Raw genomic sequence first — 18,355 nt, forward strand, 5'->3', positions numbered from 1 at the left:
TTTTAGTCTCTTAAAATTTATATATATGAAGGTTCTTCTTTATTATACAACATTCACGAAATAAAAAAAACAGACTGGCTATTTTAACCAGTCCATTGGGTTTACTGGAACACCATTTTTACGCACCTCAAAGTGCAAATGAGGTCCTGTACTTAAACCTGTGCTTCCTGCCTTTGCTATAACTTGCCCTCTTTTAACTGTATCTCCTTCTTTAACTAGCAAAGCAGAATTGTGCCCATACAAAGTGGATATTCCGTCCCCGTGGTCTATAATTACTGCATATCCATATCCACCGTAATAACCCGCAAAAATGACTTGTCCATCTGCTGCAGCTAATATTGAAGCTCCTGTTTGTGCTGCAATATCAATACCTGTATGCGTTCTATACTGTTTAAGTATAGGATGATATCTCGTCCCAAAAGGTGATGTTATAACGCTACTGGAAGGAACAGGCCATAACAATTTTCCGCCGCTATATTTGATTTTTGACTTCGCTTGTAATTGTTGAATAACTTTCTCCAGTTGTTTGGACTGCTTCAAAAGCTCATCTTCCTGCTGTTCATATAGTTTTTGCTGTCTCTCCAGATCTCTCATCAAACCTTCCCGAGAAGCCATAGCTAGTTGTAATTCCCTTTGTCGAGAAATTATTTGGTTTTTATAATTCTGCGCTTCTATTTGCATTTGCGCTAGTTCCTTTTCCTTTTGTTCGACAAGTTTTCTTTGTTGCTTATAGGATTCGAATAGATTAGAATCATAATCTACTATGCGTTTTACAACATCCAATCGTGTTATAAAATCTCCAAAATCTTTAGCACCAAGAAGTACTTCTAAGTATCCCAATTCTCCACTTATGTACATAGCCCTTATACGCTCTTTCATTGTTTTAAGCTGGGTATTTTCCTTTTGTTTAGCGACTTCTAATTCTTCACGCGTTTTGTTAAGTTTTTCAGTAATATCAGCTAATCGCTTTTGTACATTTGCTAATTCTTGCTGTGTAACATTAAGTTTTTTATCTAAATCCGCTATTTGAGCAGCAATATCATTTTTTTGATTAATTACCTCTTCCTTTTTCTTTTTAGTCTCAGTAATTGTTTTTTGGATTTGATTTAATTTGTTTTTAGCATCTTGAAGTTGATCTGCTTTTGGATAGGAAGTAAAGAGTGTAGTAAAGAAAAACATCGCACCAAAGAATAACCATTTTAACCTATATCCTCGCAACGCTACTTCCCCCTTGCTTTTTTACACATTCAAGAACCTTTTGATTGAAAGTCCACTTCCTAAAGCTCCGATTATTGCACCAATCATGGAAAAATACAGTAAAATGCCCCCTACTATTTTTTCTAATGGCAATAACTGGAACATTATCAATTTATTATTCATAACATCAAGCACATATCCATAAGCCAAAACTAATATTATAACTGATAATAAAGCACCTATCAGGCCTAATATTACACCTTCAATCAAAAAAGGCCAACGTATAAACCAATCAGTTGCTCCAATATACTTCATTATGTTGATTTCTCTTCTTCTTGCAAAAACTCCTAATTTTATTGTGTTGGAGATTATCACAATTGAAATTATAAAGAGAATAAGTATAATGGAAAGCCCCACTATCCTTATTATCTTTATAATTCCAAGAAGCTTATCTACAACATCTTGCCCATAACTTACCTTCTCAACTCCATTTATCTGCTTTATTTTAGTTGAAATATCTTTCATCAAATTAGCATCTTTCACTTTTATTATATAAGATTGGGGAAGAGGGTTGTCATTTTCTAGTCCTTCTGCTAAATAGCTTTTATCTCCTAATTGTTGCTTAAATTTTCGTAAAGCTTCTTCTTTAGACTCAAAAACTACTGAAGTAACACCCTCTATTGATTTTATATCATTGCCTATCTGCGTAACTTGTTCTTTAGAAATATTATCTTTTAAAAACGCTTTAAGCTCTAATTGAGATTCCACTTGATATGTCAAACTATTAACATTTAAAATAATAACAACAACCAAACCTAAAATAAGCATTGCTGCCATTACAGAAGTTATAGAAGCTATTGTCATAAGCCTATTTCTCGCTAAATTGCTAAAACCTTCTTTTAAAAAATATTTAAAATTTCTAAAGAGCATATCCATAAACACCCCTTGCTTCATCTCGTACTATATTCCCTTTTTCCAGAGCTATTACTCTTTTTTTCATGGCATCTACTATGTCTTTTGCATGGGTGGCCATAACAACAGTAGTACCTCTTTTGTTAATTTCAGAGATGAGTTTTACTATTTCCCAGGAAGTATCAGGATCAAGATTACCCGTAGGCTCGTCTGCTATAAGAATAGAGGGCTCATTTACAATGGCTCTTGCTAAAGAAACCCTTTGTTGTTCCCCACCAGATAGCTGCCTAGGATACTTGTTCGCTTTATCACTTAACCCCACTAATGACAATACCATCGGGACTTTTCTTCTTATCTCTTTGGGATGGGCCCCAACTATTTCCATAGCAAAAGCCACATTTTCAAACACTGTTTTATTAGGAAGCAATCTAAAATCTTGAAAAACTACTCCCATGCTCCTTCTTAAATAAGGTATTTCCCGCTTTTTAAGTTTTGTTATATCTTTTTTATTAATCACAATACTGCCAGATGTAGGTTCTTCCTCTTTCAGCAATAATTTAATTAAAGTGGATTTTCCTGCACCACTAGGCCCAACAATAAATACAAACTCTCCATTTTCAATTTCAAAACTAATATTTGAAAGGGCAATTATATCTTTATTATATCTCTTAGACACATTTGTAAATTTAATCAAATTTTCTCACCCCGAAATATTGTATAATTTTGTCAAAACCATAATCGTTTTTAACAGAACAGCATCATCAAAATTTTTGGCATCTAAACCTGTCATTTTAAAAATTTTATCAAGTCTGTAAACCAATGTATTTCTGTGAATGTATAACTCTCTGGCAGTCTCACTCAAATTTAAACTATTTCTGAAAAAGGCATTTAAGGTGTGTATCAATTCCTCATCTTTAAAAATAGAAAAATCAACATTTGTTTTCTTAATAAAATTATTTACTTTTTCTATATCAATTCCCCATAATAACTCCGCAAATCTGTAATCTTCGTAAATATATATTCCTTTTTCATCCTCCAACTTTTGCCCAATAAGTAAGGCTGACTTCGCTTCCTCATAGGCAATATGTATATCAGCGATCGGCACAAAAGAAGAAGAACTAGCTATTTTCACTTTCACATAGCCTTCAGATTCAATCATATCTTTCATAGTTTTATAAAATTCTATCAAAGAATTCCCTTTGTAAGAAAATATCACTACAAATCTTTTATCGTCAAATTTTACTGTATATAAACTGCCTTTTTCAAAAATATTCCTAATTATCTTTATCGCATCGTCAATTTCATTACTTGATTCGACAATTGCTACTGTGTACCTCGCGTTTTTATTTATTTTATATTTTTCAGCATAGTAGGCCACTAAATCTGGCCTTAATTTACCCGTTAAGGCCTCTATCAAAAAATCTTCTCTATCATAGTTGGAGAGTAATTGCTTAAAAATTAGAGAGATTAGATAAAGCACTCTTTTTGAATGTTCATCTTTTTTTTCTAAAGCGATAGTAAAAAAAGGAATATCATTGTAACATATGTTATAGCATAAAAATTCCCCTACTTCATATATCTCTTTTTCATCAATATATTCTACATTTATCTCTAAAAATCCTCCTTTTTTTTCAAAAAAATCTTTCGCGCCGTAAATTAAATTTCCAGACTTATCTATTATATATAACGGCATTTGAATATTTTTTTGAATATCGTAGGCCACTTTTTTTATAAGGTCATAACCGATCATCTTGATACCACCTTACTTTATATAGTATACAATAATTATACACTATTTCCTAGAAGAAATAATAGGCAAAAGTAAATCTATGTGGCATTTTGTCACAAAACATAAAAGGCGGAATTAACCGCCTTCAAACTTTTCACTATAAAAAGTCTCCTGCCTTTATGCTCAAGCTAGGCTATTGTCTCTGAGCCATGTCTTTGGTTGTATCTAAAGTTTTGCCAAACTAACTTCGAGACTCACACTTAACTTTGACTTTATTCTAAAAGGCAGAAATAACCGCCTCTTCGCTTATTGTCCTATTTAAAATTGTCATTTCTGTTTCTTTATCAAACATGTGCAATTTATTTATGTCAAATCCTATTTTGATTACATCTCCTGCTTTTGCCCTTGTTCTTGGATCTACTCTTGCTGTCAACGAAACACCATTCACGTCCAAATATAAAAATGTCTCTGGCCCCATCAGCTCCGTAACTTCCACTTTTGCCTCAACTACAGCCTCTGGATATGCTTCTAAGAACACTTGTTCGTCATGCAAATCTTCTGGCCTTATTCCTAACACAATTTCTTTTCCCACATAGCTTGGGTCTTTTAATCTCTTTATAATTCCTTCTGGCACCAAAATGCTGAATCCCTTAAAAGTAGCATATACTTTGCCATTTTTATTCTCCAATCTTGCATCAATAAAGTTCATTTGAGGGCTTCCAATAAATCCAGCGACAAATAAATTATTTGGATACTCATAAATAGTCTGAGGTTTATCTACTTGCTGAATAACTCCATCTTTCATAACCACTATTCTTGTACCCATAGTCATAGCTTCTGTTTGGTCGTGCGTAACGTATATGAAAGTCGTCTGTAGTCTATCATGGAGTTTAGCCAACTCGGTCCTCATTTGTACTCTCAATTTTGCATCCAAGTTGGACAAAGGTTCATCCATTAAGAATACTTTTGGATTTCTGACAATAGCACGTCCCAATGCAACCCTCTGCCTTTGTCCACCTGACAAAGCCTTTGGCTTCCTGTTTAAATACTCTTCCAATCCTAAAATTCGAGCTGCCTCTTTTACTTTTTTATCAATCTCTGCCCTTGGGACCTTTCTAAGCTTAAGACCAAAAGCCATATTGTCATACACTGTCATATGAGGATAAAGAGCATAGTTTTGGAATACCATTGCAATATCTCTATCTTTTGGTGGCACATCATTCACAAGTTTACCATCAATATAAAGTTCCCCACTTGATATCTCCTCAAGCCCTGCTATCATCCTCAGCGTAGTAGTTTTACCACAACCAGAAGGTCCAACCAATACTACAAACTCTTTGTCTTGTATTTCTAGAGAAAAATCTTTAACTGCGGTAACACCGCCTGGATAAACTTTGTAAACATTTTTGAGTACCACATCAGCCATTTTTAGATTCCCCCTATCAGAAAACGTTTGTTGTCTTTATTATAATACTATTTTTTTTATTTTACCATCGTCAATAAATATGATAATTAGCACAAATTTTTGTACAATATATCTACAATAGTAGGTATTTTTTTCTTTAACCTTATATCTCTTGAATTTTATTCAAAAAATTAAACCACAAAAACGCCAATATTCCATCAATGCCAATCAAACTTAAAAAAACATATAGTTTCACTATCTTCCCCTCCTCATCCAGGGGGATAATCTAAAAATGGTGATGAGATTCCCTAAAGCTAAAAGTACTGCCACGTCTATAATTAGACTATATAAATAGCGCCAGTGAAGATACTTTAGTGCCCCTATATATATTAATGAATATTCCATTATAAAAAATAATGCTGTCAAAACAAACACATTTATAAGGCGTAAAATATTATTTCTAGGATAAGTTTGTGCATACAAAATACCTACGCAAAAAGGCGCTCCCAAAGTAAAAAATAAACTTGAATTCAAAATTGTAATTTCAACATTAGAAAAATCGTAAAGATTTAGAGCAATTGCAATTTCATCTACAACAAGTTGAAAGCTTAAAGCTAATAGGCCTCCCCATACTGTATATTTTATATATCTCCAATCAATTAATAAAAATAAAATAATCCATGAAACTATGAAAGTTATCATCCATGGCATTTATATCACCTCCTACTTAGTTTGCCCAATTTTTCATTACCAATAAAAAATTTTTTGAAAATCTATTGACAGCTGTTTTCATAAATGATATTATAATTAAAAAAATTGAATAACAATACCTCATCTTCTTGGAAGGTGAGGTAGAGGCGCGGGTCATCAAGAGTAGTATACCAGAGGTATTTAAGGGCCGATGAAGGTATATGAAAGGGATGCTCGCCGAAGCGCGTAAATTCCTTAAAGTTTACGCAGCTGGGCCTATGCCGAATAGGTATAGGACTGTCACTGAAGGTTTCCCGAGCCTTCAGTGAAGAGCTATCTCGCTATAGGGGGGAAGGAGGTATTACCGTGTCTATGAGGATAATAGGCAGCTGAGGTAATACTTAGCTGCTTTTATTTTGCTATTAGGTTTCATAATGTAAATTATTAAAGTAAATGAGGTTGATAGAATGTTTCATGGAACAATGAAAATAAATTCAAAAGGTCATTTGGAAATAGGTGGGTGTGATACGGTAACTCTTGCAAAAAAGTTTGGCACACCGCTTTATGTAATAGACGAAGAACTCTTAAGGCAAAATTGTAGAGCATTTTACAATGGTTTTAAAAAAGATTATCCAGGAAATGAAGTAATTTACGCGAGCAAAGCTTTTATGACAATGGCAATATGTAAAATAATTGAAGAGGAAAAATTGGGTCTTGATGTGGTCTCTGGTGGAGAATTATACACTGCGTTAAAAGCAGGGTTCCCTCCCGAAAAAATATACTTTCACGGTAACAATAAATCAAGAGAAGAACTTATAATGGCATTAGAAAATAATATTGGAAGAATCATTGTAGATAACTGGTATGAGCTAAATATGTTAAATGATTTAGCAAAAAAAATGAATAAAGTTCCTAATATTTATATAAGGATATCTCCTGGGGTAGAAGCCCATACTCATCAATATGTAAAAACAGGACAAATAGATTCAAAATTTGGTTTCCCACTTTTTAATGGAGATGCAATAAAAGCCATAGAATATGCTTTAACCTTGGAAAATGTAAATCTAGTAGGTCTACATTCTCATATCGGTTCTCAAATTTTTGATGCAGAATCTTATAAAGCTGAAATAGACATTATGATGAATTTCTTAAAATTATTAAAAGAATTTTTAGGCTGGGAAGTAGGGGAACTAGATTTAGGTGGTGGTTTTGGAATAGCATATGTAGAAGAGGACGATCCTCAGCCTATTGAACAAATAGCCTCCGAAATAATGCAAGCAGTAAAGGAATATTCCGTTGCTTTAAATATAAAAATGCCAAACATAATTGTAGAGCCAGGTCGTTCAATAATAGGAAATGCGGGAACCACTCTTTACACAGTAGGAGCAATTAAAGATATACCAGGTGTTAGAAAATATGTAGCAGTAGATGGAGGAATGTCTGATAATATACGTACAGCTTTGTATGGAGCAAAATATGACGCTATTGTAGCTAATAAAGCTAAAAATATAAAATCAGAGAAAGTATCAATAGCAGGAAAGCTTTGTGAATCAGGTGATATGTTAATTTGGGATATTACTCTTCCTAAAATTGAAGAAGGTGATATATTAGCTGTAACTTGTACAGGTGCTTACAATTATTCAATGGCCAGCAATTATAATAGGTTGCCACGTCCTGCGGCAGTTTTAGTATATAATGGTCAAGCTGATATAATTGTTGCGAGAGAAACTTATGAAGACTTAATCAGAAATGATGTAATTCCAGAAAGGCTAACTAATAAAAAAATAAAAATCGCTAACTATTAAAAAAGAGAGAGGAGTAACCCTCTCTCTTTTTTATTGATCACCTTCTTTTTCTGTTTCAGCAGCTTCTTCTGCCTCTTCTTCTTCACCTTCTCTAGGTGCCAATACAGAAACTACAATCTCATCAGGGTCATCTATAACTTTTACTCCCTCAGGAACTTGTATATCTTTTACAAAAAGTGTATCTCCAATCTCTAACTTGCTCAAATCCACAACAATTTCTTGAGGAATTTTGTCAGGCAAGCTTTCCACTGTCAACTCCCAAAGCTGATGCTGTACAATTCCACCTTTACTTTCAATAAGGCCTATTCCTTCAAATTTTAACGGAACGGTGGCTTCAATTTCTTCATGCATCGATACTCTTTGGAAATCAATATGAATTATTTTCCCTTTTAATGTATCTTCTTGAATCTCTTTAACAACAGCATTATGAGTAGAACCATCCACAATCACATTGAAGAGGACATTTCTTCCATGTTGTTGTAGCAACCTTTGAAATTTGTTATATTCAACTGCCAATGGAATGTTTTCAGTCATATCCTTACCATACAAAATACCAGGAATATAACCTTGCTTTTTTAAACGGCGAGCTGAATTTTTCCCAATATCTCTTTTTATAGCTTCAATACTGACGCTCTGCATTTATCACTCCTCCTTTTGTTTATTGTTTCCAAAATATTATTTTACCACTAGGTTTAATAATTATCAAACCCATTTGACAGCCTACTCTTTTCATAGTAAACTTTTATATGTAAGGTGTGCGCCTGTAGCTCAGCGGATAGAGCGTTCGGCTCCGGACCGAGAGGTCGCAGGTTCAATTCCTGTCAGGCGCACCATTTATTTTTTATTACTTTTCAGCAACATTTTTTTCATTGTTTAATCCCTCTATAATTCCTAACAACTCTTCTCCCAAAGAATCCACAATAAAATCTGCTTCTGATAAGTCCTGATTCCCTGAGTTGGGATTTTTAAAACCTATCACTGTCATCCCTGCTTTTTTAGCACCATGAACTCCATTGTATGAATCCTCAATTACAACACATTCATAGGGTTTTACTTTTAATTTGGCTGCTGTATATAAAAATATATCTGGTGACGGTTTGCTATTTTCTACATAGTCTCCAGAGACAAGAACCTCAAAGCAATTGTCAATTGCTAACTTTTTGACTACTAATTTTATCACATCTATAGGAGAGGAAGAAGCAACAGCTAATTTATACTTTTTTTCAAAAAGTTTTTTTACCGTCTCTGTTATGCCTTCTATAGGAATTATTTCACCTGTTCTCAACACGTGATCTAAATACATTTTCCTGTCTTTCTCTACAAGTTCTTCTACGCTTTGTGGAAGATTAAATCTTTCCTTTATTTTTCTCCACATGTAATAAGAAGATGCGCCTACAAATGTCAAATGTTCTTCTTCACTTATCTCTAACCCTAAACTTTTGAATAATTCATTTTCTAATTTAATGTGTATCGGCTCGCTGTCAATGATTACGCCGTCCATGTCAAAAACAACTGCTTTAATCATTTCATCAACTCCTTATGAATTTCTCATTCTCTATCTCGATATTAAAGGCTTCTTTTAAACGCATAAAAGCATTTTTAAAATCTTCAAATCTCTGAAGTAATCTTTTTTCTATCATATACCTCTACTCCATCCTTCAATATGTTTTCTTTTAATTCCTCTTTCGTAATACTTTTAAAACTTACTACATCAAACTCAAGAGGAGTATTTAATTCTCTTAAATCAAATTCTAAAAGATTTACCTCTGTATGTGTCACTTCATCTCCAAAAAGGCAAATATCAATATCCGACGTTTTTCTAAAGTCTCCCCGACCTCTGGAACCAAAAATAACTGCTTTTTACACTTGTATATTTTGATGTCACTTTTATTATTTCTTTCAATACTGTGACATATAATCCTGTTTTCCTACTAATATCTAGGAATTTTAATTCTTCTTTCATATCCCAAACCTCTCAATATTATCTAAAAAGCTTCCTTGGTATATACCTTGCTATCACTTCTATCATCTTTTCATTTGGCTCAAAAAACAAAACAGTTTTTAGCCCTTTATCTTCAAAAACTGCAAAATATACATCAGGAGAAGACATAGAACTTACTGCTTCAATTCGATTTTTAATAGTTTTTATATCCTGTGTAAATTTATCACTATTAATTTTTGCCATGACTTCGAAATCTCTGCAATCAACGCTTATAACATGTTTTCTCTTCTTTTGGTCAATTATTTTATCCACATCCAATTCGCTATTTGTAAGTGAATACTCAAACTCAATGTTTCTCGACCTTATTAAGTAATAGGCTAAATAGGCAAACAAAAATAAAAAGAAGATCCACAAATTTCTGACTATTGGTATTAAAGGTATCACTCCAAACACAACAATTAATGCAGCTACTACAACACCAATACTAAATAAAGTATCTTTCGAAGTTTTTTGTCTCTTGACTAATTTTTCTATAAATGCATCCATCTTCTTTTCACCTCTCTTTTAATTATATCAGTAATGCGAAAATTACACAACTTAATATAATATAAAGAAAAGTCTCCATCCTTTTAACAATGGAGACCTTATCCTTTACATTTCAATTTCAATATTATCTCCTGGCTTTAATATATCTGTATAGGAGGCACGCCTTCCGTTAAGTTTCATTTCTGGTACTTTGTTATCATCCAGTTTCAAATCTATAAAATTAAATATGTCTACAAACAGATACTCATCTTTTCCCTTTAACACAACTTCTTTTCCATTTACTGTAACAGCAAAGCTTGTCAAATCTTCTTTTATAACTATCTCATCTCCATTTTTTATGACATATTTTTGATCAACTTTTGAATTATTAACAAAAATTGCTTTTCCTTTTTGCTGCTTAAGTAGTTCGCCAGCGGTTATTGTAGCATCTTGACCTCTTTTGCCCTTTACAATTGTTATCCTATCTCCATCCTTTATAGGAGTCTTTAAATTTGCTAATAAACCATTTACATATATTTTAGGAGGTACACCTTCCTCCCCTTTAATAACAACTTTTTGACCGTTTAACCTGAAAACCAAGTCTTCACCTTTTTCTACAATTAAATTTTTAGAATCATAATTTATAGCAATCAAAGCATCCATTACAGTTGGATTTTTTATGTTAAAAATTTTTATTGTTTCATTGTCAATATAAACCTTTATAAAGTCTTTTCTTTTATTTATCATTGCAGAGTAAGCTATTCCTATTGGAGTTATGCTTTGTGGGCCTTTCAACTCTTTTCCTTTGTAATCTAAAATTTCCACTGATTTTATATCTCTTACGGATACTCTGCTTATAGGTAATTTCAATAGAGAAGCTATTTCCTCAGGTAAATTTGGAAGATTACTACTACCTCCCACTAAAAATACTGCAGAAGGACTTTTACCATTATATTTTACAATTTCATCACATATTTTTTGCGCCAAAATTTTAACTTGTGGCGCTATAATTCGTAACACTTCTTCTTTAGTTATTTTGTGTTGTATATTTAATACGTCTTTAAATTTAATCTCTTTTTTTGTACTCTTCTTTATTTTTTCGGCTGTATTAAAATCTGTGAGGAAATGGGTGGCAATTGATTCGGTGATTTCATCGCCGGCATAAGGCACCATAGAATAAGCTATTATGTTTCCTTCTTTAGATATAGCAATGTCAGAAGTACCTGCCCCTATATCTACAAGGGCGATATTAAGCATTCGAATTTCAGGCGGAATCGCCACATTTATCGCCGCTATAGGCTCTAAAGTGATATAGCTAACTTCAAGTCCTGCTTTTTTTACTGCAGCATAGAGACCCTCTACTACATCGTAAGGGAGAAAAGTAGCTAAAATTTCTACTGCTATTTCACGACCTTTATGTCCCTTTAAATTGGTAATAGGAAAGCCATTTAAATAATAATTGGATACTGTATAACCGACTGTATGATATTTGGTAATCCCTGATTGCGAAACAACAGAATTTTGAGCAATCTCAAGAGCTTCCAACTCAAGATTGTTGATGTCTTCTACTGTTATTTCGTGCTCTTCATCAATATTTTTTTCCGCTCTTGCAAATTGAGTTTTTAAAGACCTTCCTGCTGCTGCAATACACACTTCTGTTAATTTTATGTTTAAAGAACCTTCAAGCCTTCTCTTTATTTTTTCAACAGCACTAGCAACTTTATCTATATCATGAACTTGCCCATCAAACATTACTCTGCTTTCATGTTCCATCTGTTCCACAGCAAGCACTTGGAATCTCCCGTTATTCTCAACTCCAACTATCCCTACAACTACCCTTGTCCCAATGTCAAGAGCAAAAATAATATCGCGGTTATCCATCTTTTAACCCCCGAAACTATTACTTTATAGTTTTATTATACAGTTTTACATATTATTTCGGAAGGGTTTTTAATAAGTTTAATATAGATTAACATATCTAATAGAAGATTAAGTAAAGGAAATTGTAGGGTGTAAGTTGAAGTGGACAATTAACTAGCTGTATTTGCATGTACTCTTTTACTAGTGTTGTTAGACCACCTGCCGCACTTATCTCCCCATCTTGAAATTACCTCATCTTCTTGTACAAATTCTACGACTTCACATCGATTAGGACAAAAAGTACACTCAAACCCTACTGCTCTATATTTAAAACCACTTACCTCAAAGCCTTTAAAAGAAGTATATCCTTTTTCTTTTACTGCTTCTTTTGCCAAAATTGCTGCCCCGATGGCTCCCATTACGCCGTAATGTTCAGGGACATATACTTTCATCCCCAATGCCTTTTCAAATGCTGCCTTTATTCCCTTATTAGCAGCAACACCACCTTGAAACACTATCGGCTCTTTTATTTCTTTACCTTTCCCTACATTATTTAGATAATTTCTGACAAGGGCATCACACAAGCCACTTATTATGTCAGCAAGAGCATATCCCATCTGCTGTTTGTGAATCATATCAGACTCTGCAAAAACACTACATCTACCCGCAATTCTAACAGGGCTTTTAGATTGTAAGGCTATGTCACCAAACTGTTCAATGGGAATATTTAATCGGTGTGCTTGCTGGTCAAGAAAAGAACCAGTACCTGCTGCACAGACTGTATTCATTGCAAAATCTACTACTACCCCATCTCTTAAAATTATGATTTTTGAGTCTTGTCCCCCTATTTCAATTACCGTTCTTACATCTTTTATTACATTGGAAGCCGCCACAGCATGAGCAGTAATTTCATTTTTGACTATGTCCGCCCCTACCATTAATCCAGTTAATTGCCTTGCACTTCCTGTGGTACCTACTCCTTTAATAACCATATCACCGATTTTATTTTTTATCTCACGAAGAGCAGTTTGAACTGCTTTAATAGGTTGACCCTGTGTTCTTATGTAAATAGAATCTACCACTTTATTGTTTTCATCAATTACAGCAATATTAGTACTAACAGAACCTACGTCTATTCCCATGTATCCTTTCATATCTACCCTCCTAATCGTTCATTTATTTTACATTTTTGCCTTCAAAATCATTTTTTATACTTCTTCAATTAGCGAATAAATTGTATTAATAAGCAAAAACTACATTCAGAATAAAAGTGGGGGCGAGAAATTATGAAAAAGAATTTGCACATTATTATTTTAGTGCTTTCTACATTTATAAATTTACTTTTTATTTACATTTTTATCTCAGAAGTAAAACCAAATTTAGACCTCAATCTCTCTTTTATCTTGACAATAGCAGTAATTGTCGTAACTTACCTACTATTTAAAAATAAATTCTCGGAGCTCATGCCTGTAAACTATAATAATATAACTGAAGCAAAGGAAGACACCAGTCATCGCAAAAATAATATCACTTTTAAGGATGTGGCGGGATTAGATGAAGTAATCGATGAACTAAAAGTTATAATCGACTTTATGACAAACACAGAAAAGTACAACAAAATGGGAGCAAAAATTCCTAAGGGGATATTATTTTACGGACCACCAGGTACAGGAAAAACTCTTTTAGCTACAGCACTAGCTGGTGAAACTAATTCTACTTTTATCAGTGCTTCCGGTTCAGAATTTGTAGAAAAATATGTAGGAGTAGGTGCAAGTCGTATAAGGGCGCTTTTCGCAAAAGCAAAAAAAAGTACTCCCAGTATTATTTTTATAGATGAAATAGATGCAGTCGGAACAAAGAGAAACTCAGATAATAACTCAGAAAAAGACCAAACTTTGAATCAATTATTGGTAGAAATGGATGGATTTAATAGCAATGAGGGGATTATAGTAATAGGAGCAACAAATAGGATTGACATGTTGGACGAGGCATTACTGAGGCCTGGAAGATTTGATAGGACCATCCACATTGGAGCACCCAATATGAAAGGAAGACTGGAAATATTAAAGGTACATACTCGCAATAAACCCCTTGACGAAACGGTATCTTTAAGTGAATTAGCCCGAAAAACTCACGGTATGACAGGGGCACATCTGGCTACTATGTGCAACGAAGCAGCAATACTGGCGGTAATGAAAAACAAAAGTAAAATTGGAAAAGAGGAATTTGATGAGGCATTAGAACGCGTAATCGCGGGTCTTAAAAAGAAAAATCCATCTGTATTAGAAAAAGAACGAACTATTGCAGCATATCACGAAGCAGGTCACGCTATTATTGGAAAAATTTTGAATGTAAATACTATAGAAAAAATTTCAATCGTCCCTCGAGGTGAAGCATTGGGATATGTATTGAACTTTCCAAAGGATGATACTTTCTTATTGACAAAAACAGAGTTGAAAAATAAAATAACCATGCTTTTAGGGGGTAGAGCTTCTGAGGAGATAACATTCAATGAAATCTCAACAGGAGCCGAAAATGACCTTAAAGAAGCTACAAAAACTGCTTATCAGATGGTTTGCAACTATGGAATGAGCGAATTAGGAAACAGAGTGTTTGACCTTCATACGTTAAAATCTACAGAAACTGTTGATAAAGAAATTGACAAAATTATAAATAGCTGTTATACGCTTGCCAAAAAATTATTGTTGGAAAACAAACATAAAGTTATTGCAATAGCCCAAAAGCTTTTAGAAAAAGACTCAATTACAAAAGAAGAATTAGAAACATTATGGGAAGAAGAAAATACTTTATGCGTATGACAAAAAAGCCTATTTAAAAAACAGGCTTTTTTGTCATTTTCATGATCCCACATACTATTCCAAGTATAACTGCAAAAGTAAAAAAAGCATTTTTGAAAATTAAAAATACCACATCTTGAAAAAATTCTAAAGGAAACATTTGTATAAGTCTATCTCTTTCAACGTCTAATAACCACAAATCATTGTCAAAAAACACAAGGTGAAAAACAGTAAACCAATTATCAAAATTCAGCATTGCTCCTAATGCAAAAACTAACAACAAAATTATTACAAATATAGTACTTTTTAAAAGATAATCTAAGACTTTATAAAAAGATTTTGTAAAGAGAAAATATGTAAAAATTAGTAAAAATACAATTATTGACATATTTCTTATAAAAAAGCCCATTTGAAACAAGTTTTTTACATCTTTCATATGAGCTAATTCTCTATCATTAAACATCCTCTGCCTACTGCCATTAATCTTTGCCATTACATCTAGGGTTTCTTCCTTACCCATTAAATACCTCTGCATTATGTGGGTAACTCTCATAAGCTCTTCAATATTCATGCCTGTTACTAACATTACATTATTCTTTACATATTCCTCTTTATAAAAATCTTTATTAACTACTACATATTGTAAATTAGTAAGAAGAACAGTCAAAAACAGTGATACAACCATGCTACTGATAAAAAAGGTATTAATAATTTTTCTCAGCATTTTAAATAACATCCTTTGCACCTTTTATTATAGCTTCATAAAAGTTTTTTTGTTTTTTTTTAAATCCTTGTAAAGCTCTATTTTTTTCGTTACCGTATGCATAAAAGATAATTTTCTACTCTGCGAATTGTCAAGCTCAATAGAATTTTTTATATAATGCAAGACTTCTTTTTCAAAATTTTGAGGTACAGGAATAATTCCCATAAGTCTTCTCAATCTCGCTTTTCTATACTCATTTTTCATGTTTCTTGAAATATCTTCGATTAAAGAAATGACTTTTTTTATTTCGCCTTTTATTACAGCCATATCTATAGGTTCTTCTTCTACTTGACCATCCTCGAGTACAATTTCACTTGTATCATTTAATAAATTTTCAAATTCTGAAAGTATTTCAATTTTTTGTAATATAACTTCATCTATAATTTCTCTAATATCCAGATCAGAATAGTCAATTTCTCCTAATAATAAATTATACCTATACAATTCGAAATACCAATTAGAAATTACATTATCGCAAGTTTTGATATTTTTTTCTATTTCTTCTAAAGAATTTCTATTTAACTTGTTATAAAAAACTATATAATCCACTATGAAAGGTTCTTTACTAATTAAAGTTTTAAAGCTATTTTTTGATACAAATACTATTAATAGCCTATTTATAATTTTTAAAACAGAAAAACAAACTTCTCTTAATTGTTGGATACTTTCTATTAATTCTATACTTTTTTTAAAGTAGGTATCCACTTCTTCCCGAGTCATATGTTTAAAATCCAGTGATTGTAAGTATTCAATTTTCTCAGCAATATGAGGAAAAAAATCGCCATAGCCTTCTATTAATTTACCATAAAAATTTTCCTCTATATCTATTACACTTTCCAAAAAAGCTTCATAATTTGAATAATCCTTTTCCAGTCCCCTTGTTAAATATTCATAAAAGCGCTTTTTAGACATTGCAAAAGGAATGCTAGATAATATTTCTTTTATTCTTTCTTCTTTTTCCTCTTCAACCTCATTTATGAAATTAATAACGCCTTCGTAAAATTCCCCCTCATCTATCAATTCTTCAGAAAAAAAATCTCTCGCTCTATCATTTATCACATCGTTAACATATCTCGACTCTACATAATATCCATACAAAACATCAATAGCATTTTCAAAGTAGTCCTTATATTTTCTGACTGCCCTCTCCGTCTTTTTTATTATTTTTTCTTCCATAAATCCGAAATACTGTGTATTATCTACTATATTTTTGATAGTCTCTAAAATGTTTTGTGTTTCTCTATCCAAATATGCTAAAGTATTAGCTCCACTCTTTTTTCTAAATAGTACATGGTATAAGTACACTGTCTCATTAAAAAGTTCTAAAATGCTAATTATTTGTACTATTTCCTCCTGTTTTTTTATTATTCTTTTTAGCAACATAGAAATTTCCTTTGGTGTCTTTGGAGTTTTATTGAGTTGTTCCCGCAATTTCATTACTTCATCTTGTTGCATTGTTACACCTCTCAGTCAATTATCTTTTAACATTTGCGCAAGTTTTTTTGTCAAACAATACTTTTTTTATTTATTTTTCACTAAGTCTTTCTACCTCCATTATATTCTTTTTTCCCCGCATAATCAATTTTTCGTGTAATTAAATCTCTTTTAATAGATGTTTGTTAAATCTTGATAAATTTAATGTATTACAAAAAAGTCTGGACTTTGTCCAGACTTAGAATTATTTTACAATTTATTAAGTTTTTTGGATTCCTCTGCAACCGAAAGAACTTTATTAAAATCACTACCTATAGAAGCTTCTACACTAGCTGCAATTGCTCCTTCCACTAAAGGAGCATTGGCAATTTTCACTTTTCCCTCGTATTCTTTTCCCAAAAGCTCTAGTGCCATTTGTGCACTCATTACAGCACTTCCAATATCAACTAAAACTACTACTCCTTCTCCTTCGTCTACTTTTTTAATTTCCTCCATTATCTTAGTAGCATCTGTTCCCAATCTGCCATCTTGTGTCCCGCCAGCTATCCCTATGGAAACCTTTCCGCCTGTCATTTGGCTTGCCAGTTCATAGACTCCCTCTACTATTTTTCTTGAGTGAGAGACTAACACTATTCCAACCATTTTTTCCTCCACCATTATGATAAATTGACAACATCACAAAAAGTTTTTATCATCAAATAGGCTGATGTTGCCCCTGGATCTAAGTGTCCAATACTTCTTTCTCCCAGGTAACTTGCCCTTCCTTTTCTTGCAGAAATATTTTTAGTGTATTCCATTCCCTCTTTAGCAGCATTAGCTGCTCTATTTAATGCTTCAGGCAATGCAATGTTATTTTCTAAACTCTCTTTTAAAGCTTTATATGCAGGTTCAATAGAATCTATCATAGTCTTGTCTCCTGCTTCGGCTTTTCCTCTTTGTTTGATGCCATCTAAAGCAGCTTCAAAGATTTTAACTATATCCTCTTCAGAAAGTTCATTTTTACCCTGAACTACTTGGCCAGCTCTCATAAAAGCTGTACCATATAAAGGACCAGAAGCTCCTCCCACCGTAGATACAAGAGTCATGCCTATAGTTCTTAATATTGTCCCTATATCAGTAGTTTCAGGCAATGTGGTCAATTTTTGCTTTACGGCATCAAATCCTCTATCTAAATTTATTCCGTGGTCCGCATCACCAATAGCAGCATCCAACTCTGTAAGGTACTCTTTATTTTCTTTTATAACCTCTACAATTTTGTCCACAATTTTCAAGACATCATTTTTTGTTATAACCAT

At 32.8% G+C, this 18,355-nt stretch carries 19 protein-coding genes, 1 tRNA gene and 1 riboswitch; of the genes, 3 read left to right on the forward strand and 17 right to left on the reverse strand.

All coding sequences use genetic code 11. From position 1 onward, the window contains the following. Window positions 1-78: 78 nt before the first annotated feature. The 6 genes from TMATH_RS08785 to TMATH_RS08810 form a co-directional block, all read right to left on the reverse strand. The gene (locus TMATH_RS08785; RefSeq protein WP_013150682.1) at window positions 79-1,218 is read right to left on the reverse strand and encodes a murein hydrolase activator EnvC family protein; all 1,140 of its coding nucleotides are present in this window, start codon (window positions 1,216-1,218) and stop codon (window positions 79-81) included. A gap of 21 nt (window positions 1,219-1,239) precedes the next feature. Beyond that, a complete protein-coding gene (ftsX, locus tag TMATH_RS08790) occupies window positions 1,240-2,133 on the reverse strand; it encodes a permease-like cell division protein FtsX (RefSeq protein ID WP_049766020.1) in 894 nt (297 codons plus the stop codon). Next, window positions 2,117-2,803 (reverse strand): cell division ATP-binding protein FtsE, encoded by a 687-nt coding sequence (ftsE, locus tag TMATH_RS08795; RefSeq protein WP_012995741.1) that lies wholly within the window; start codon window positions 2,801-2,803, stop codon window positions 2,117-2,119. Before ftsE ends, ftsX begins: the two co-directional genes overlap by 17 nt. A gap of 6 nt (window positions 2,804-2,809) precedes the next feature. Continuing rightward, the gene (locus TMATH_RS08800; RefSeq protein ID WP_013150684.1) at window positions 2,810-3,859 is read right to left on the reverse strand and encodes a PucR family transcriptional regulator; all 1,050 of its coding nucleotides are present in this window, start codon (window positions 3,857-3,859) and stop codon (window positions 2,810-2,812) included. A 256-nt stretch (window positions 3,860-4,115) separates the two neighbouring features. Next, window positions 4,116-5,264, reverse strand: coding sequence for an ABC transporter ATP-binding protein (locus TMATH_RS08805; RefSeq protein WP_012995743.1), 1,149 nt, complete (start codon window positions 5,262-5,264; stop codon window positions 4,116-4,118). A gap of 234 nt (window positions 5,265-5,498) precedes the next feature. After that, window positions 5,499-5,954, reverse strand: a complete 456-nt coding sequence (locus TMATH_RS08810) for a hypothetical protein (protein ID WP_013150686.1) — start codon at window positions 5,952-5,954, stop codon at window positions 5,499-5,501. Between the two features lie 133 nt (window positions 5,955-6,087). After that, a riboswitch (Lysine riboswitch) is annotated at window positions 6,088-6,277 on the forward strand. Between the two features lie 123 nt (window positions 6,278-6,400). On the opposite strand from TMATH_RS08810, the gene lysA reads away from it, so the two are divergent. Then, window positions 6,401-7,738 (forward strand): diaminopimelate decarboxylase, encoded by a 1,338-nt coding sequence (lysA, locus tag TMATH_RS08815; protein WP_013150687.1) that lies wholly within the window; start codon window positions 6,401-6,403, stop codon window positions 7,736-7,738. A 30-nt stretch (window positions 7,739-7,768) separates the two neighbouring features. Here lysA and TMATH_RS08820 read toward each other — a convergent pair whose 3' ends face one another. Beyond that, window positions 7,769-8,377: a 50S ribosomal protein L25/general stress protein Ctc gene (locus TMATH_RS08820; protein WP_013150688.1), complete on the reverse strand. Its 609-nt coding sequence runs from the start codon at window positions 8,375-8,377 to the stop codon at window positions 7,769-7,771. Between the two features lie 118 nt (window positions 8,378-8,495). Between TMATH_RS08820 and TMATH_RS08825 the strand changes: the two genes are divergently transcribed. Continuing rightward, window positions 8,496-8,571: transfer RNA gene (locus TMATH_RS08825), tRNA-Arg, on the forward strand. Window positions 8,572-8,582: 11 nt separating this feature from the next. Here TMATH_RS08825 and TMATH_RS08830 read toward each other — a convergent pair. The 6 genes from TMATH_RS08830 to TMATH_RS08850 form a co-directional block, all read right to left on the reverse strand. Then, the gene (locus TMATH_RS08830) at window positions 8,583-9,263 is read right to left on the reverse strand and encodes an HAD family hydrolase (protein ID WP_013150689.1); all 681 of its coding nucleotides are present in this window, start codon (window positions 9,261-9,263) and stop codon (window positions 8,583-8,585) included. 83 nt (window positions 9,264-9,346) lie between these two features. Beyond that, window positions 9,347-9,589 carry a nucleotidyltransferase domain-containing protein gene (locus tag TMATH_RS12220; RefSeq protein ID WP_332249270.1) on the reverse strand — a complete coding sequence of 81 codons (243 nt, stop codon included), beginning with the start codon at window positions 9,587-9,589 and terminating at the stop codon, window positions 9,347-9,349. Continuing rightward, entirely contained in the window at window positions 9,558-9,701 is a 144-nt protein-coding gene (locus TMATH_RS12225; RefSeq protein WP_232192554.1) for a hypothetical protein, read from the reverse strand. Before TMATH_RS12225 ends, TMATH_RS12220 begins: the two co-directional genes overlap by 32 nt. An 18-nt stretch (window positions 9,702-9,719) precedes the next feature. Beyond that, a complete protein-coding gene (locus TMATH_RS08840; protein WP_013150690.1) occupies window positions 9,720-10,226 on the reverse strand; it encodes a DUF6106 family protein in 507 nt (168 codons plus the stop codon). A gap of 105 nt (window positions 10,227-10,331) precedes the next feature. Then, complete coding sequence (locus tag TMATH_RS08845; RefSeq protein ID WP_013150691.1) at window positions 10,332-12,086, reverse strand: cell division protein FtsA; 1,755 nt, start codon at window positions 12,084-12,086, stop codon at window positions 10,332-10,334. Between the two features lie 149 nt (window positions 12,087-12,235). Beyond that, window positions 12,236-13,219: an acyl-CoA dehydratase activase gene (locus TMATH_RS08850; protein WP_013150692.1), complete on the reverse strand. Its 984-nt coding sequence runs from the start codon at window positions 13,217-13,219 to the stop codon at window positions 12,236-12,238. Window positions 13,220-13,351: 132 nt separating this feature from the next. On the opposite strand from TMATH_RS08850, the gene TMATH_RS08855 reads away from it, so the two are divergent. Then, complete coding sequence (locus tag TMATH_RS08855; protein ID WP_013150693.1) at window positions 13,352-14,884, forward strand: ATP-dependent metallopeptidase FtsH/Yme1/Tma family protein; 1,533 nt, start codon at window positions 13,352-13,354, stop codon at window positions 14,882-14,884. Window positions 14,885-14,897: 13 nt separating this feature from the next. Here TMATH_RS08855 and TMATH_RS08860 read toward each other — a convergent pair whose 3' ends face one another. The 4 genes from TMATH_RS08860 to dhaL form a co-directional block, all read right to left on the reverse strand. Then, the gene (locus tag TMATH_RS08860; RefSeq protein WP_013150694.1) at window positions 14,898-15,599 is read right to left on the reverse strand and encodes a TIGR01906 family membrane protein; all 702 of its coding nucleotides are present in this window, start codon (window positions 15,597-15,599) and stop codon (window positions 14,898-14,900) included. A 15-nt stretch (window positions 15,600-15,614) separates the two neighbouring features. Then, window positions 15,615-17,081, reverse strand: a complete 1,467-nt coding sequence (locus TMATH_RS08865) for a hypothetical protein (protein ID WP_013150695.1) — start codon at window positions 17,079-17,081, stop codon at window positions 15,615-15,617. A gap of 228 nt (window positions 17,082-17,309) precedes the next feature. Next, a complete protein-coding gene (dhaM, locus tag TMATH_RS08870; protein WP_013150696.1) occupies window positions 17,310-17,702 on the reverse strand; it encodes a dihydroxyacetone kinase phosphoryl donor subunit DhaM in 393 nt (130 codons plus the stop codon). A 14-nt stretch (window positions 17,703-17,716) separates the two neighbouring features. Beyond that, window positions 17,717-18,355, reverse strand: a complete 639-nt coding sequence (dhaL, locus tag TMATH_RS08875; protein ID WP_013150697.1) for a dihydroxyacetone kinase subunit DhaL — start codon at window positions 18,353-18,355, stop codon at window positions 17,717-17,719.

This window comes from Thermoanaerobacter mathranii subsp. mathranii str. A3, from assembly GCF_000092965.1.
Lineage (GTDB): Bacteria > Bacillota > Thermoanaerobacteria > Thermoanaerobacterales > Thermoanaerobacteraceae > Thermoanaerobacter > Thermoanaerobacter thermocopriae.